This is a genomic window from Curtobacterium sp. VKM Ac-1395 (genome assembly GCF_015350975.1).
Classification (GTDB): Bacteria; Actinomycetota; Actinomycetes; order Actinomycetales; family Microbacteriaceae; genus Curtobacterium.
This window is the reverse complement of the sequence record NZ_JADKRX010000013.1, coordinates 1-15,727: the sequence shown is the minus strand read 5'-3', so window position 1 is coordinate 15,727 and position 15,727 is coordinate 1. Positions and strand designations below refer to the sequence as shown.

At 66.8% G+C, this 15,727-nt stretch carries 15 protein-coding genes and 4 pseudogenes; 7 read left to right on the top strand and 12 right to left on the bottom strand.

Translation table 11 applies throughout. The features are described 5' to 3' along the window. Positions 1–381: 381 nt before the first annotated feature. From ITJ68_RS18715 to ITJ68_RS18705, 3 genes are all read right to left on the bottom strand, one after another. A complete protein-coding gene (locus ITJ68_RS18715) occupies positions 382–1,860 on the bottom strand; it encodes a ParB/RepB/Spo0J family partition protein (protein WP_194663633.1) in 1,479 nt (492 codons plus the stop codon). Positions 1,861–1,961: 101 nt separating this feature from the next. Beyond that, positions 1,962–2,300, bottom strand: coding sequence for a DUF3846 domain-containing protein (locus ITJ68_RS18710; protein WP_194663631.1), 339 nt, complete (start codon positions 2,298–2,300; stop codon positions 1,962–1,964). A 963-nt stretch (positions 2,301–3,263) separates the two neighbouring features. Further along, positions 3,264–4,205 (bottom strand): GlxA family transcriptional regulator, encoded by a 942-nt coding sequence (locus tag ITJ68_RS18705; protein WP_194663671.1) that lies wholly within the window; start codon positions 4,203–4,205, stop codon positions 3,264–3,266. 108 nt (positions 4,206–4,313) lie between these two features. Between ITJ68_RS18705 and ITJ68_RS18700 the strand changes: the two genes are divergently transcribed. Beyond that, a complete protein-coding gene (locus tag ITJ68_RS18700) occupies positions 4,314–4,625 on the top strand; it encodes a putative quinol monooxygenase (protein ID WP_014909223.1) in 312 nt (103 codons plus the stop codon). Positions 4,626–5,026: 401 nt separating this feature from the next. Here the strand turns inward: ITJ68_RS18700 and ITJ68_RS18695 are convergent. From ITJ68_RS18695 to ITJ68_RS18675, 5 genes and pseudogenes are all read right to left on the bottom strand, one after another. Continuing rightward, positions 5,027–5,362, bottom strand: a pseudogene (locus tag ITJ68_RS18695) (transposase); the annotation flags it as partial. A gap of 78 nt (positions 5,363–5,440) precedes the next feature. Further along, positions 5,441–6,199 carry a glucose 1-dehydrogenase gene (locus ITJ68_RS18690; RefSeq protein WP_194663626.1) on the bottom strand — a complete coding sequence of 253 codons (759 nt, stop codon included), beginning with the start codon at positions 6,197–6,199 and terminating at the stop codon, positions 5,441–5,443. 479 nt (positions 6,200–6,678) lie between these two features. Further along, positions 6,679–7,002 carry an SdpI family protein gene (locus ITJ68_RS18685; RefSeq protein ID WP_194663624.1) on the bottom strand — a complete coding sequence of 108 codons (324 nt, stop codon included), beginning with the start codon at positions 7,000–7,002 and terminating at the stop codon, positions 6,679–6,681. 284 nt (positions 7,003–7,286) lie between these two features. Beyond that, a pseudogene (locus tag ITJ68_RS18680) lies at positions 7,287–8,228 on the bottom strand (heme o synthase). After that, the gene (locus ITJ68_RS18675; RefSeq protein WP_194663622.1) at positions 8,225–8,737 is read right to left on the bottom strand and encodes a MarR family winged helix-turn-helix transcriptional regulator; all 513 of its coding nucleotides are present in this window, start codon (positions 8,735–8,737) and stop codon (positions 8,225–8,227) included. Before ITJ68_RS18675 ends, ITJ68_RS18680 begins: the two are co-directional and overlap by 4 nt. 107 nt (positions 8,738–8,844) lie before the next feature. Between ITJ68_RS18675 and ctaD the strand changes: the two genes are divergently transcribed. Beyond that, positions 8,845–10,578 carry a cytochrome c oxidase subunit I gene (ctaD, locus tag ITJ68_RS18670; protein WP_416354664.1) on the top strand — a complete coding sequence of 578 codons (1,734 nt, stop codon included), beginning with the start codon at positions 8,845–8,847 and terminating at the stop codon, positions 10,576–10,578. A 317-nt stretch (positions 10,579–10,895) separates the two neighbouring features. On the opposite strand, the gene ITJ68_RS18665 is transcribed toward ctaD, so the two are convergent. After that, a complete protein-coding gene (locus ITJ68_RS18665; protein ID WP_228506128.1) occupies positions 10,896–11,285 on the bottom strand; it encodes a LysR substrate-binding domain-containing protein in 390 nt (129 codons plus the stop codon). On the opposite strand from ITJ68_RS18665, the gene ITJ68_RS18660 reads away from it, so the two are divergent. Both ITJ68_RS18660 and ITJ68_RS19270 read left to right on the top strand, forming a co-directional pair. Next, positions 11,239–11,676 (top strand): recombinase family protein, encoded by a 438-nt coding sequence (locus ITJ68_RS18660; RefSeq protein ID WP_228506126.1) that lies wholly within the window; start codon positions 11,239–11,241, stop codon positions 11,674–11,676. The genes ITJ68_RS18665 and ITJ68_RS18660 overlap by 47 nt on opposite strands. Then, positions 11,609–11,956: pseudogene (locus ITJ68_RS19270) on the top strand (helix-turn-helix domain-containing protein); the annotation flags it as partial. The gene ITJ68_RS18660 and the pseudogene ITJ68_RS19270, both read left to right, overlap by 68 nt. Positions 11,957–11,995: 39 nt before the next feature. Here the strand turns inward: ITJ68_RS19270 and ITJ68_RS19265 are convergent. After that, complete coding sequence (locus tag ITJ68_RS19265; RefSeq protein ID WP_228506138.1) at positions 11,996–12,181, bottom strand: hypothetical protein; 186 nt, start codon at positions 12,179–12,181, stop codon at positions 11,996–11,998. A gap of 61 nt (positions 12,182–12,242) precedes the next feature. Continuing rightward, complete coding sequence (locus ITJ68_RS18650; protein WP_290160886.1) at positions 12,243–12,776, bottom strand: DUF488 family protein; 534 nt, start codon at positions 12,774–12,776, stop codon at positions 12,243–12,245. Positions 12,777–13,177: 401 nt separating this feature from the next. Between ITJ68_RS18650 and ITJ68_RS18645 the strand changes: the two genes are divergently transcribed. Together ITJ68_RS18645 and ITJ68_RS18640 are read left to right on the top strand one after the other, a co-directional pair. After that, positions 13,178–13,435, top strand: coding sequence for a hypothetical protein (locus tag ITJ68_RS18645; protein WP_194663617.1), 258 nt, complete (start codon positions 13,178–13,180; stop codon positions 13,433–13,435). A 19-nt stretch (positions 13,436–13,454) separates the two neighbouring features. Next, on the top strand, positions 13,455–14,567 hold the full coding sequence (locus tag ITJ68_RS18640; protein ID WP_228506124.1) for a YeiH family protein: 1,113 nt from the start codon (positions 13,455–13,457) through the stop codon (positions 14,565–14,567). Between the two features lie 36 nt (positions 14,568–14,603). On the opposite strand, the pseudogene ITJ68_RS19745 reads toward ITJ68_RS18640, so the two are convergent. Continuing rightward, positions 14,604–15,185, bottom strand: a pseudogene (locus tag ITJ68_RS19745) (LysR substrate-binding domain-containing protein); the annotation flags it as partial. Between the two features lie 188 nt (positions 15,186–15,373). On the opposite strand from ITJ68_RS19745, the gene ITJ68_RS18630 reads away from it, so the two are divergent. Further along, on the top strand, positions 15,374–15,727 hold a 354-nt coding region (locus ITJ68_RS18630), incomplete at its 3' end, for a GAF domain-containing protein (RefSeq protein ID WP_194663616.1).

Here is a 15,727-nt window from a genome sequence, read left to right as displayed (position 1 = left end):
CACGGCGACCCTCGACGCCCTGCTCGCGTGGGCACAGGAGCAAGTTGAGTTGGGGATCGTCCGTCCGACGCCCACGTTCACTGTCAAATGCGATGGAGTCCCCATCAACCGATTCCTCTGGGCGAGAACTATGCAGGTGGCGCAGCTTTCCTGGGAAGAGATCTAAGGCACGCGGCACCTGCGTCGCCGTCCTGGACCCGCCGCAGGCGGTGACAGCCGAGAGCTCCGTCGAGGGGCTCCGGGGTCCAGGAGGGGGCGAAGCCCCTTGCTGCGGTGGCGAAGCCGCCGCGCAGCCCACGGACACTCGGACGGGGCGATGAGACATGATCCGGTGCCGGGTGGGCGTGGGGGCCGCTGGCTGCGACCCCCACGCTGGTTCACCTACTCGGCTGCGGTGTCCGCGTCCTCGACCGAGTCGACCGGCTCGGGCTGGATGCCCGCGGCGATCTTCTCGACGTCGGTCAAGCGGTGGCCCCATGCGGCCAACTGGTTGAGGTACGCCGCGCCCTCGGTGGCGGGACGACGCCACCACTCGCGGTTCGCCGCGTTCTCGAACGCGGACAGCACCACGGCGAGGGCGACGTGCGGTGCCTTCGCGGGGTGCTGCTCGACCCACGTCGCCACCGTGTCAGCGCCGTAGCCGCTGCCCGACTCGATGCTGAGCAGGTCCCGGACACCGCCGCTGTTGTCGGCGCGCATGGTCCACCCATGACGGGTGCCCGCGACAGCGGCGAACATCGTCCAGTCCTTCGGCAGCGTCTTCCGCTGCAGGAGCGACTTCACGAACTCGATCCGGAGCGTGTCCGCAGCGTCCCACGCCTTGTTGTTGGCGATCAGTTCCCGGCGCGCGGCCTTCTCGGCCTCCTTCTGCTCGGCCACTTCTTCCTCGGTCAGCTCCGCAGCCGGGGCCGTGCTGAACGAGTACCGCGGGTACTTCACGTGGTGCGCCACCGGGGTGGTGCACACCGCGACCGCGGTGTGCTCACCCCATGCCTGCAGGAACACGGCGTGACCGGCGCAGCCGGTCGCGTGCGCCTCGGCATCGAGGACGGGGCGGTCCTCGGCGTCGTCGTTAGCGTCGGTCAGGCTCGACAGGGTCGTGTAGTCGTCCTCGCTGGTGACGACGCGGACGCCCTTGGCTTCCCACTCCCCCGCGATCCGGGCCATGTCTGCCTTGCCCTGCCGGTCCTGCCGAATGCGCTCGGCCGTGAACTTCAGTTCGTCGGCGTACCCCTCGTCCACGCAGCCCTGCAGTTCCGCGATGGCCTCCGGGTCGTCCTGGAACTCCGCGAACAGCAGTGCGTCGTCCAGGGTGAGCGCGGAGTCGGTGACCGCCTTCGTCGCGGCCTCCGACTTCGCCACGGCGAGGGTCGCCTTCACGGTGTCCCGCTTCGTGCCGGTCTCCTTGGCGATCGCGGTGACCGACAGGCCCTCGATTTCCAACTGCCGGTACGCGGCGAGCCGGTCACCGTCCGTCAGGGCGGTGCGGCGCTCGTTGGCGACCAACTGCTCCGCAATTCGCTTGGCTGTGTTGTCGTCACGTGCGGTGACGAACACTGGCACGTCGCACCCGGCCTCGATGGCTGCCAGGACGCGCATCTGCCCGTCCCGGACGACGACGCGGCCGTCCTGGTCGCGGTAGCCGATGGTCGGCAGGAGCACCCCGTGCTGCTTTACGGAGGCCAGGAACGCGGGGTCGAGGTCGGCCGCGGTGCGGACGTTGTTCTCGATCGACACGTTCAGCGCCGGGAGGGTCACCAGTTCCACGCCGTCCGTGGCCGGTGTGGCCTCGGGGGTGGGCTGGTCGGCCTCGGGCGTGTCGGTCAGGTGGGTGAAGTGGACGTTGTCTGTGATGGTCATTGTTCTGTACGCTTTCCGGTAGTGACCGGGTGCGGGTCCTGGCAAGTAGTGATTGTCGGGAACTCCGCACCCGGTCGTTTCTATGGGTGCTGCGGGTGGTGTTAGCGGGACAGCGCTGCAAGCAGCGCTTCCGCCCGGGTGAGCGCGGCACGTGCCTGCTCGAATGCGGCCATGACCGCCTTGTACTGATCCGGCGACAGCGACCGGACCTCACCGGCGCGGTCGCTGGTCAGGAACACGACCGGCCCGTAGAGCGGGTCCGCGTGCCGGGGCCGACCGAGGACCACCGCGGCGACGGTCGCGGGCGCGTTGACTTCGGCGGTGTATGCGCCGTTGTCATCGACCCACGCCTCGATCTGGTTCGGGAGGTGGGCCACGTCCACCGCACCGCACCCGATCTGCGCTTGGAGGCCCGCGAGGACGGAGGTCCTCACGTTCACGACGACGCCCTCGGCGCGACCATCTGCGGTCGCTCGGATACCCATCAACATCATTTCTGCTTCCTCTCCCTTTCGTTGTTTGCCCGGGAAGGCACGTAGTGCCGATCAGGGAGGGGAACGGAGTGCAACCCCGGAGCCGGAACGCTCCGAGAAGTTCCGGAGGGAGCGCAGCGGAAGGAGGAAGTTCTCGCGTGCGGGCCGATAGCGGAGTGGGTTGCGCGGAGAGAGCCGACCGTACAATCGCCAAAGGCTTCCCGGGCAAACAACGAACCCGAAGGGTTCATAGCGCAGCGCCGGCTTGCCGGCTCAGATCAGTCAATGCAGTCCGCCGCAGGCGGCCCGATCAGGCCAGGACAGTCCGCCGGCGGCGGTCCGATCAGGATCCCGCTCGAGCAGCTCGCCTCGGCGCGCGAGGCCGGAGCGTGAAGCGGCCCCGGCCTGTTGGGGGGAACAGGACCGGGGCCGCCTACAGCTCGAGCGAATCTGGGGGGCTGCTCGAGCCGGATGCCCGGAACCGTTGGGGGGAACAATTCCAGGCATGCCCTACGGTACGCGCCGCCTCTGACGCCGGCGACGGCCGCCGCTATGGGGGCTCTTTCCCAGATGAGGGTGTAGGTCGGCCGGGCGCGTCGGTCCGCAGATTAGACGTCGAGGTCTCCCGACGACGGAGGTTCCTACGCCATCCGTCCGAAAGACCTCGACGTGACCGACGCTACCCCGCCGGCCGGCTTCGGCCGCCCTGACCTGACCGCCTTCGCGTCTCATCCCAGTCGACCCTGATCGGGTCTGCTGACCCCCTCGACGAGAACGCAGCGACATCACAGCCACCCAAACCCCGACCGTCCGGGAAGCCGGGACACGTCACATGACCTGTGCTGCGGGCGTGTCGAGTGGGTGGTCCAGGGGCGACGCAGGAGCGTCGACGCGACGTGCTGAGAGGTGGTTCTAAGGCATGGCGATAGGTCAGGAACGGCGTCGCTCCCTGCGCAGGAGGGAGCGCAGAGTCTCGGCGTTCGCGTAGCCGACCCGTAGCGCGATCTCGGCGGAGGTGAGGTCCGTGGTTGCTGAGAGGTGCCGAGCCCGTTCGATGCGAAGCCGTTGGGCGAAGCCGAGCGGAGTGAGGTTGAGCGCCGCACGGACTCGTCGTTCGAGGGTGCGCCGGCTGGTGCCGAGCGACTGCGCGACGAAGGCGACGTTGAACGGTTCGTCCAGGCGGGCGCGCACGAAGCGTTCGAACTCGACGACGATCGGGTCCTCGTGCCGGAGATGTTCGTAGGCGACGAAGGCCGCCTGCGACGGGCGCTCGTCGATGATGAGGAGCTTGGCGACATGTTGGGCCAGGTCGGGGCTGATCGATCGCACGAGTGAGAGCGCGAGGTCGATGTGGGCGAAGGCGGCGCCGGCGGTGACGAGGTTCCCGTCGACCACGACCATGGTGTCGAGATCGAGGGCGACGGTCGGATAGCGCTTCAGGAACTCCGGCCCCAGGAACCAGCTGGTCGTCGCCCTCCGATGATGCATCCGTCCGGTCTCGGCGACGGCGAACACGCCGGTGCACGCCGCGGCGATCCGGGTGGTCGCCTCGTCGAGGCGCCCGAGCGAGGCGATGACCGAACGAGCATCTCGGCTCTGGAGGGCGTCGTTGGTAGCGGCGGCCGTAAGGGTTCCAAGCGCAGGGACGACGACCACGTCGAACTCTCCGGACTCCGACAGCGGGTGGTCCACCGACAGGGTCATCGATGCCGTCGTGGTCACTCGCCGTTTCGGTCCGAGGATGGCGAGTTCGATCGGGTCGATCCGCGGGTCGACATCGCCGCGGGCTCCGTCGGCCACCCGCACGATGTCGATGATCGACGCGATAGCCGAACCCAAGCAGCCGTCGATCGCGATCAGTCCGATACGCATGACGTAAACAATAGCAATACTGCCGTGTACGCCACTCCCCACCGGCTCTCGCTCGTCATACGCTGAACTCGCTTCACCAAGAAACCTCGACACCTAGGAGAACCCCTCATGTCCACACCCGCATCACTTCCGTATGCCTTCGTCGCCAAGATCGTCGCGGCCGATGGACAGCATGACGCGGTCGCCGATCTGCTCGCCGGCGCTGTCGCACTCGCCAACGAAGAAGTAGGAACGATTGTCTGGTTCGCGGTCAGGACCCACGCCGACACCTTCTGGATCTTCGATGCATTCCCCGACGAGGCCGCTCGCGACGCCCACGCCAACGGCGCCATCGTCGCAGCCCTGATGGCCAACCAGCACCTCCTCAGCGCAGCACCCGAGATCCTGGCGGCCGACGTCCTCGCGTCCAAGCTCCCGTAGTCCGCCAACGCACGAGACGATCGCGCCCCGCCGAGCCGTCGCCAGGTCGCGACGCAACGCCACGCTGCGTTGCCGAGCGGTGCGAGGCCTATCGGCACACGGACAGGATGCCGGCCGCGAGCGCTCAGCCGGCGAGAGGTCCGTCGCAGAGGAGAGCGACGTCGGTGTCGGGCAGAGCCGTGAGGCCAGCGCACCGCGCGACCACCAGAACCGAACAGCCCCTGCCCTGCGTTTGCGCAGGTCAGGGGCTGTTCGCCGGAGCCGCCTGTCGGAATCGAACCGACGACCTAATCACGTCGGCTTTGCGTCTATCGCTTGATGCGCCCACTGGGCGAACGAGCCGCTGACCTGCGCAAACGCCGGGGCCTTGGCCCTTGATCGTGGACACGGTGTCGGTTCGGTTATGCCGCTTCCGCGAGCGTAGCGGAGCGTGCGGCTTCGTAGGCGTTCGGGCTGATGTTGCCGATCGCGGAGTGGCGCCGGCGAGTGTTGTAGCGGTTCGCCCACCGGAACACGGGCCGGTAGGCGGTGGCCTGGTCCGGGAACGCTGGCCGGCCGGCGAGGAGTTCGCGCTTGAGCGTGGCGTTGAAGCTTTCCGCGAGTGAGTTGTCGGCACTCGTGCCGACCGCGCCCGTGGACTGGGTCACGCCCAGCTGCTCGCAGAGCGCGGCGTAGGCCTTCGAGGTGTAGACGCTGCCGTGGTCGGAGTGGAAGATCGCGCCGACCAGCGACCCGCGGTCGCGGTGCGACCGGTGACGGACGTGAGGCACGGTGCCAGCTGACACCGTGCCTCCCGTCCGTCGTGGCCACCTCGTCTAAATCGCGAGGTACCCGCCGTCGACGGCGAACTGCGAGCCGGTCGCGAAGGCGGCCGCGTCGGAACCGAGCCACGCGACCATCTCGGCGATGTCGTGCGGCGTGCCGAGTCGGCCGATCGGGTGCTTCGTCAGCAGCGCGTCCTTGAAGCCGGGGTAGGTCTCCTCCAGCGCGTCTATCATTGGCGTCTGGATCACCCCGGGCAGCACTGCGTTCACGCGGATGCCTTTGTCGGAGTACTCCACCGCGGCGGCTCGGGTGAGGCCGATGACGCCGTGCTTCGACGTGACGTAGGCGGACTGGTGGGCGATGGCGGACTGCCCGAGGGACGAGGCGGTGTTGATGATGGATCCGCCGCCCTGCGCCAGCATCTGCGGGATCTCGGCCTTCATGCTGATGAACACTCCGGTGAGGTTGACGGCGATCACCTTGTCGAACTGCTCCACCGTGACGTCGGCGAGGTCGGGGCCGGTGAGCTCGATGCCGGCGTTGTTGTGCGCGATGTCGAGTCGGCCGTAGCGGTCCACCGCGGCCTGGACCAGGTGCTGCATCGACGCGAGGTCGGTCACGTCCGCCCGGACGAACGCCACGGCGTCTCCGCCGTCGATGTACTCGAGCGTCCCGTTGCCGGCATCCTCGGACAGGTCGGCGACGACGACCCGTGCGCCGTGGTCGACGAGGACCTTCGCGGTCTCGCGCCCGATCCCTCCGCCACCACCGGTGACGAGTGCGACCTTGCCATCGAGCGAGTTTGACATTGTGTGCTTCTTTCTCTCCGGGAGCGGCGTCGGTCGGCGCCGCTCGTTCAGTGCGGGAGCTGCGACGCGGTGTCGGCTGTGAGCCGGCGGACGTCGCGATCCAAGGTGGGGCGGTCGATGCCGACAGTCATCACCGGGTTGCCTTCGGATGCCGCGGCCAGTCGCGCGCGCTGGGCCTTGGCCCTTGATCGTGGACACGGTGTCGGTTCGGTTATGCCGCTTCCGCGAGCGTAGCGGAGCGCGCGGCTTCGTCACCACCTAATAAGTCGTCGCGGTGGCAGTAGCGCTCGTCTGCGCAGTGTGGTGTTGGTTCCCAAAGCAGTCCGGCACCAGCACTAACGCCGTCCAATGGCCATTCGGGCGAGTGCGGAATGGGTGCTAAACGCGAGGGCCGGTCGACTGCGTAGTTAGGCAGATGCCCCGCGTCACGCAACGAGGTCGCTGAGCGCGCGCAACGGGTGTCGAGGAGGCTCAGTTCATCAGCGGTCCCGAGTAATTTGGCGAGCAGCCCGGGACGCGGACAGCGCACCTGCCCCGAGAGCAGCCAGTGTGCAAGCGAGGGAAAGTCCGAGCAGCACGAGGTAAAGCGCTGGCGCCAGTTGCGCTGGGATCGACACGATCACGACGATCGCCGCCGCGATCAAGAACGGCCGCATGATTCTCTGCCCGGCAAGATGGCCGGCTCGCCAGGCGTCGTCGCTGTGCAGCAGCGACGGCAATCGTATGCCAGCCGCGTGATTGCGACCCATTCCATTCGTCGCGACCGACACAACACCCCAAATTGCCACGTTGACGAGGAGCACAAGCAGAGCGCAGCCGACCGCCCCCAACCACCCCGGACTCGCCATCTCCGCCTCCCTCGGTTGAAACTAGCGAATCACGCGGGCGCGGTCAGTCCCTTCCGTGAGCTCAGCGGACGAACCGAACACTGCCGGCTGGTAGCTAAGGCCGGTCTGACGATGACCAACACCGCGCGGGGATCACCGGCGGCAGCGAACCCAGGCTGCAATCGAGTAGCCGGGAACCCTCGGCGGTGACGGCACTGCAACACACCCGCCGAGGGGAGCAGCCTTCGGAGAGTCGCTTCCTACAGCGAAAGGGTGAAGACCTGCGGCAGCAGCGGGTCGATGCCCACCGCGATGAACAGCAGCGTCAGGTACGTGATCGAGCTGTGGAACACGCGCATCGGCTGAACCTGCTCCACGTGCCGGATCGCCCGCGAGTACAGCCGGTGCGACTCGACGACGAACCAGACGCCCCCGGCTAGCGCGACCACCGTGTACAGCGGCCCCATGTGCGCCACCGGGATGAGCAGCAGCGAGCAGACCAGCGTCGCCCACGCGTACAGGACCACCTGCAGGCCGACGACCGTGCGCCCGCGGACCACCGCGAGCATCGGGACCTCGGCGGCGTCGTAGTCGTCGCGGTACTTCATCGAGAGCGGCCAGTAGTGCGGCGGCGTCCAGAGGAAGATCACCATGAAGAGGATGACTGGCGCCCACGCCAGCGACCCTGTCACGCCCGCCCAGCCGATGAGGACCGGCATCGCGCCGGCCGACCCGCCCCACACGATGTTCTGCGGAGTGCGGCGCTTGAGCCAGAGCGTGTAGACGCACACCTAGATGAGGATCGCGACGACGCTGAGCGCAGCGGACAGCCAGTTCACCAGGAAGCCGAGGACCGCGGTCGAGAGCACCGCGAGCGTCCACGAGAACACCAGGGCCTCGCGGTCGGAGAGCTCGCCGGTCACGAGCGGCCGGGTGCTCGTGCGCTTCATCAGGCGGTCGATGTCGCGGTCGATGTAGCAGTTGAACGCTGACGCGGCCCCCGCCGACATCGCGCCACCGAGCATCGTCCAGAACACGAGCCACAGGTCCGGCACGCCGCGGGCGGCGAGGAACATCGTCGGAGCCGTGGTGACCAGCAGGAGCTCCATGACCCGCGGCTTCGTCAGCGAGACGTACGCCCGCACCTTGCGGGAGAGGGTCGGACGTCGGTGCGCAGTGTGTGCGTTGGCTTCGATGGTCATGGGTTGGTTCCTGACGGACGTGTAATGAAGCGTCCGTCGGTGTCAGTCAGCTTCGGTGTCGTGCGGGGAGCGGCGTCGTTGGCATCGATCGCCCCGATGAGGTGCTGCAGGGAGTCCCTGAGCGCCTCGAGCTCTGCCAGCGGAACACCAAGTCGCTCCACGAGCGTCGCCGGGATCACCTCAGCCTGCTGACGCAGCGCACGCCCGTCATCCGTCAACGCCACGTCGATGTACCGTTCGTCTCCGGTCCGCCGACTGCGGGAGAGATACCCCAACGCCTCGAGTCGCTTTAGCAACGGGCTCAGCGTCCCGGGATCCAGCGCCAGCACAGAGCCAAGTTCTTGCATGCCGCGTGGTTCCTGCTCCCACAGCGCCAGCATCACGAGGTACTGCGGATGTGTCAAACGCATGGGAGCGAGGAGCTCGCGGTAGCTGCCGATCACCCGCCGGGATGCGATCGCAAGCGCGAAACACACCTGGTCATCCAGCGCGAGCGAGGTACCTGCCATGCGGGTGAATCTACCGTCCCCATCTGCCGCGGCAGCGTGACACCGCCCTGTGTGCATACTATCATCAGGCAAAGGGTTTGTGCACCAAGTAACGAGGGGTAGGCGCGATGACCGCGACACAGCCGCGACCGAGGCAGGTCGCCGGACCGAGCGCTGACCGACCTTCGGCGGGTCGGAAGGGGAACCTCGTCGTGCGGTGGATCACATCCACCGACCACAAGACCATCGGGTACATGTACCTGATCACGTCGTTCCTGTACTTCCTGCTCGCCGGCGTGATGGCACTCGTCATCCGCGCGCAGCTCTTCGAGCCCGGGCTGCAGCTCGTCGCGACGAAGGAGCAGTACAACCAGCTCTTCACGATGCACGGCACGATCATGCTGCTGCTCTTCGCGACGCCGCTGTTCTCGGGCTTCGCGAACGCGATCATGCCGCTGCAGATCGGGGCCCCTGACGTCGCCTTCCCGCGACTCAACGGCTTCGCGTTCTGGCTCTACTTCTTCGGTGGCCTCATCGCCGTCGGTGGCTTCCTCACCCCGCAGGGCGCCGCGTCGTTCGGCTGGTTCGCCTACGCACCACTGAGTGACACGACGTTCACACCAGGGCTCGGCGGCACACTCTGGGTCTTCGGGCTCGGCCTGACGGGCTTCTCGACGATCCTCGGCGCGGTGAACTTCATCACGACGATCATCACGATGCGCGCTCCCGGCATGACGATGTTCCGCATGTCGATCTTCACGTGGAACACCCTCGTGACGTCGCTCGTCGTGCTGATGGCCTTCCCGGTCCTCGCCGCCGCGCTCTTCGGCCTCGGTCTCGACCGGGTGTTCGACGCCCAGGTGTTCAACCCGGCCAACGGCGGAGCGCTGCTCTGGCAGCACATGTTCTGGTTCTTCGGGCACCCCGAGGTCTACATCATCGCGCTGCCGTTCTTCGGCATCGTCTCCGAGGTCTTCCCGGTCTTCAGCCGCAAGCCGATCTTCGGCTACAAGACCATCGTCTACGCGACCATCTCCATCGCGGCCCTCTCGGTCACGGTGTGGGCGCACCACATGTACGTCACCGGTTCGGTGCTGCTGCCGTGGTTCTCCCTCATGTCGATGCTCATCGCGGTCCCGACCGGCGTGAAGATCTTCAACTGGGTCGGCACGATGTGGCGCGGTTCGGTCACCTTCGAGACCCCGCTCCTCTGGGCCGTCGGCTTCCTCATCACCTTCACGTTCGGTGGTCTCACCGGTGTCATCCTGGCGTCGCCGCCGCTCGACTTCCACGTGTCCGACTCGTACTTCGTCGTCGCGCACTTCCACTACGTGGTGTTCGGCACCGTCGTCTTCGCGATGTTCTCCGGCTTCTACTTCTGGTGGCCGAAGTTCACCGGCAAGATGCTCAACGAGCGCCTCGGCAAGATCCACTTCTGGCTACTGTTCATCGGCTTCCACACGACGTTCCTCATCCAGCACTGGCTGGGCGTCATCGGCATGCCGCGTCGCTACGCGACCTACCTGCCGAACGACGGCTTCACCTGGATGAACCAGCTGTCGACGATCGGCTCGATGATCCTCGCGATCTCGTTCCTGCCGTTCATCTTCAACATCTACGTCACCGCCCGGAACGCTCCGAAGGTGGCAGTCAACGACCCGTGGGGCTACGGCCGCTCGCTCGAGTGGGCCACCAGCTGCCCGCCGCCGCGCCACAACTTCACCTCGATCCCGCGGATCCGTTCCGAGTCCCCGGCCTTCGACCTGAACCACCCCGAGGCCGGTGTGCCGATCGGTGTCGGTCCAGCGAAGGACGCCCCCGACGCCCCGACCTACGACGCCGCGAAGGGCGAGGTGAAATAGCCCCATGCGAGTCACCGTCAGAGCGCAGACCGAACTGACCTTGGATGAAGCGGTCGCAATCGCTGCACACGCACGAGCCGGAACTCCGGAGACAAACGACCCGCAGGTGCGCCGCATGGTGGGCGATGCGAACCACCTCATCGTGCGAACGCAGCTCTGGGGCGAAGTACCAACGCGCCGTGCTCGACGCTCGAGACGCTGGACCGCCGGCATCTTCGTCGCGGTCGTGCTGGCATGGGTCCTCGGACTGCTCGTGCCGCTCCTGACTCACGTTGGAAACTGGTAGCAGACCACCGCCACCATCGCGGAAGTTCTGATCACCGGTGGGCTGCGCGGTGGGCGATCTCCATGAACGCCGCTACGGCAGGCACCGCGTGACCCGACCAGATTGCGCGCAGCGGCCGGATCAGTGGCGGGCCGAGTAGCGGCACCCGGACGAGGGCACCGTGGGCGAGGTCGCTGCCGACGGTGCGGAGACTCATCACCGCCGGCGCGATGCCCGCTCGAGCGTTGGCGCGGATGATGCCCGTCGTCTCCAGTACCGCCGCTGGAGCGACCAGGCGGAGTCCAGCCTCGTCGAGCCAGGCCTCGACCGTGGCGCGGGTACCGGACCCTTCCTCACGGAGCAACAACGGAGTCGACGCGAGGTCATTCGGGGTGATGCTTGAAGCCCGCGCCCATGGATGGTGTGGAGCGACGGTAACCAAGCTCGACCGGCTGGGCCGATCGGTGAAAAACCTGAAGCAGATCGCCGACGAGCTCCACGACCGCGGCGTCGGGCTCCGCGCGCTTTCGCAGGGCATCGACACCACCACACCCGGCGGACGGTTGTTTTTCCACATGCTCGCCGCGATCGCGGAGTTCGAGCACGACCTCATCGTGGAGCGCACCCACGACGGCCTCGCCGCCGCCCGCGCCCGTGGACGCTCGGGCGGCCCGAAGTTCAAGATGACCGCGAACAAGATCCGGCAGGCCCGCGCGATGTACGACGGCGGCGGGCACACCGTCCAGGAGATTGCCGACACGTTCGGTGTTTCCCACCCCACGATCTACCGGCACCTGCAGGGTGACGCCGCGGGAGCGACGTCGCCGATGTGACAGGCTCAGCGTGGACGCGGAAGCGCGGTGGCGGATCCTTCGACTACATGTCGAGGACCAGATCTCGCTAACTGCCCTCGCGCGGGAGAGCGGTGTCCCTTTGCGGACCCTTGCGGGTTGGCTGGCTCGCTACCGGAAAGCCGGAGCAGCCGGACTCGACACCTCCCGTCGCTCTGACAGCGGACAACGGCACACGCCTCCCGAGCTGATTCGACTCATCGAGGGGTTAGCGCTCTCGCGGCCGCGACCATCCGTCGCGACCCTGCATCGGCTCGTGGCGGAACGTGCAGCCAACGAGGGAACGACCGCCCCGTCGTACTCAACGGTGCGACGAATCATCCAAGGCCTCGACCCCGCGATGATCACGCTCGCCCTCGACGGGCCGACTTCGTACCGCGACAAGCACGAGCTGGTACTTCGGCGCCGGGCGAACCGTCCAAACCACGTTTGGCAAGCGGACCACACCATGCTCGACATCGTCATTCGAGGTGCCGATGGTGCCCATGGTGGACGACATCCATTCTCGGAATGACAACTCGGTCACATCGGCGAGAGGCTCGCTATGCCTACGGTTGCCCTTCCAGGTTAGTGGGCGGGTACCAGACCCGCTGCCCGTCCACCGACGCGAACGACGTGAGTGTGTGGGGTTTGGTGGAGGTGGCGCTCATGATGTCCTTCACAGAAATGTGGCGAACGAGCAGCGCATCCGCGATGAGAGACCGGTGGCAGCGCCACGGGACCGCTTCCGCGCACATGATCGCCACAGTCTTCTCTTTTGCTCGATCGATCAGACGGTCTATTCCACGCGCGAAGGGCTCGGTTTGCATGTAGTCGGCGTAGCTTCGGAAGCTTTTGTTGCGCCAGGCGCCGTTGATGCTCTCCACATTCACTGGGGTGTGGCGGAGACCGCCGAGTTCTTCCATCCGCGCATAGTGCAGGCCTGCGTCCGTCAGGCTTTCCTCAAGCGCCTGCGCGCCGAATTGGGGGTTATGTCGGGAGCCGGGAACCGTCCGCACATCGATGAGTTGTTGCACGCCGTTGTTTTCGAGCAGCGCTATGAACTCCTCGATCGGGTGTGTGGAGTGACCGATGGTGAACACTGTCGAGGGTTGCATCCTGCTCCTGAACGGTTGCGAGCGGTCGGTTGCGACCGGGGAACTCCTCGCACCCAAGGGGTCCCCCGGTCAGCCGATCAGCGGCTCGCTCCCTTGCGCGGCTTGAGGAAGACGTCGGGTTCGCGCTTTTCGCGCTTGGCCGCTCGCTTTTCCTTGATCGACAGCTGAGCGACCTTTGTCGCTCCACGTGTGGTTGGTGACTTACCGGGCATCAGAACTCGCTTCCCCTATTTGGCTGGCGGATGAACCTCTGACCATAGCCGTCTTCCAAGGGAAGTCAACTGGGACTGCCCGCCGAGGATGCTCCTAAAGAGGGGCAGGTCAACATCGTCGTCCAGCAGCGTTCTGACGCGGACAGCTTCGGTGTCCGCCTCAACGCCCGCGTCGTGATCGCCCTCGGTGAGGTCGACGTCAGCGTCGCGGGCGAGTACACACTGCTCGACCCGTCGGTGCTCACGCAGCGCAGCCTGCAGCTATTTGCCAACGAGGTCGCGGTAATGACCGTCTTTCCCTACCTGCGGGAGGCAGTCGCTTCTATCACGGCGCGAGTATTTCAGCAGCCCCTACACCTGCCGATGATCGCCCGAGGTCAGATCGTCGTCGACGTGGCCGACAGGAGAGCTGACCGGAGCATCTGGTTCTGAGCACGGCAGCAAGACCAGCTTGTCGGCCGACAACGAGCCGATGCTGGCCCGGCTCGAGGCGAGATGGGAAGGTTGCAAGGTGACCGTCCGTTCCCTTGCTCAGTTTCGTTCGTTAGTGCCGGGACTTGTCCTCGCCGTCGCGATTGGGACCGTCGCCACTTTCGTGGGGCGCGCCGTCCCGGTAGTCGGGGGGCCCGTCCCCGCGGTCGTCGTCGGTGCCCTTGTGGGGTGGCTGGTCCGACGGCGCCAGGGTGGCGGTCTCGGTGTCCTGCAGTCCGGGGTCCGGTTCGCGTCGAGCCGGGTCCTGCAGGCTGCGGTCGTCCTGCTCGGCGCGCAGCTTTCCATCGGGGAGGTGCTGCGCATCGGCGGGCAGACGCTGCCGGTGATGCTGACCACGCTGGTGGTGTGCCTCGTCGCGGCGTGGGGGATCGGCCGTCTGCTGCGCGTATCTGACGCGCTCCGCACCCTGATCGGCGTCGGGACCGGCATCTGTGGTGCGTCCGCGATCGCGGCGGTCACACCGGTGATCGGTGCCGTCAGCGCGGATGTTGCCTACGCGATGTCGACAATTTTCCTGTGCAATATCGCCGCCGTGTTCGTCTTTCCCCTGGTCGGTCACGCGCTCGGCCTCTCGCAGCACGCCTTCGGTGTGTTCGCGGGGACCGCGGTGAACGACACCTCGTCGGTTGTCGCGACGGCGACGGTTTACGGCCGTCAGGCAACCGACACCGCCGTTGTCGTGAAGCTGGTGCGCACTCTCATGATCATCCCGATCGTGGTCGGGCTGGCCGGACTGGAGGCACGACGCACCACCCGCGAGCAGAGCACGTCGGGCGACAGTGCCGGACGCGCCGGCGGCATCTGGATCTTCCGACTGGTGCCGTGGTTCCTGATCGGGTTCCTTGTGGTCGTGTTCCTCCGCACCGTCGGGCTCCTTCCGGCGGCCGCGGCCCCCGCACTCGGGTCGGCGGCGACCTTTCTCATCACCTGCGCCCTCGCAGCAATCGGGATCTCCACGGACTTCAGCGCGCTGCGCCGAGCCGGGTTCCGGCCGATGCTGCTCGGCATCATCCTGTGGGTGCTTGTGGCCGCAACGAGTCTCGGCGTGCAGGCGGTCTTCAATCAGCTCTGAGCGGAGCGTCTCGCGGACAGCGGTCGATCGAGCAGTGTTGAGCAGGAGGGCGGCGGCACCGGACGGTGACCGGTCCGGATGCCAGACAGCAGTGAGAGGGCGGACCAGCCGAGCGTCGGCGATGTGCGCCTGTACCAAGCGGCCGAGCGCAAGGTCATCCCGTACGGCGAGGGTGGACAAGACCGTAGGTCCGACGCCAGCAGTGACCGAGGCTCGGGCACCAGCTGAGGTCGGTGCAACCCTCACCGGTACCGCGACTGCCTCGATGCCGTGTTCTGCGCAGAGCTGCTCGAAGGAGGTGCGGGTGCCTGATCCCGACTCGCGGGCCACGGGCGCAGTGGCAGCGACCTCCTGGAGGGACAGGGAGGCGCGCGCCGCCAGCGGATGTGCGGGTGCGACAACGAAGACCAGTTCGTCCCGCGCCACCACGCAGCCGCGGAGGTCAGCGGGGATCTCGGTCGTCTCCACGAAGCCGAGATCTGACCGGTCCTCCCGCACACGCGCGATGACGCTGCGAGAGTTCATGACGGCAAGGTCGATGACGTCCCCGTGTTCCGCTGCGACGGCGACTATCCACCGCGGAACGAGGTGCTCAGCGATGGTGAGACGCGCGGCCACTGCCTGCGACAACCCGACCGACCGATGCAGTCGACGGATCTCGGCCCAGTCCTCCACCGTGATCACACCTCCAACACGTATCGGAAGTGCTCACTTTTCGCCCGTCGATACCTGCTCAGTATTCAGGCGTCGTCGACACCACGTGCGAAGGAAAGCCACGCTTGCTGTCACCGGCCGTGGTCTGATTCATGACCGGCAGCGGCTTCGTCAGCGCGATCGCGTCGTTGCAGCGCGCGGGGATTGGTGACGATCTGTGCGGTCCGTTCCTTTCGGCGCTTCCCGTCACCGGTGTCGCGATCTCCACACTCGGTGATCCTCTTGGCTCCGAGACCGTGTGTGCGAGCGACGCGGCAGCAGCGGAACTGGATGAGATCCAGCTGGACCTCGGCGAAGGCCCGTGCTGGGAAGCGATGCTGACCGGCGTTCCGGTCCTGGAGCCAAACGTGCAGACCGCAACATCGCCGCACTGGCCGATGGCATCGCGTGCGCTGCGTGAAACAGGGCTCGGCGCAGTGTTCGCGTTCCCGATGCGCGTCGGCACC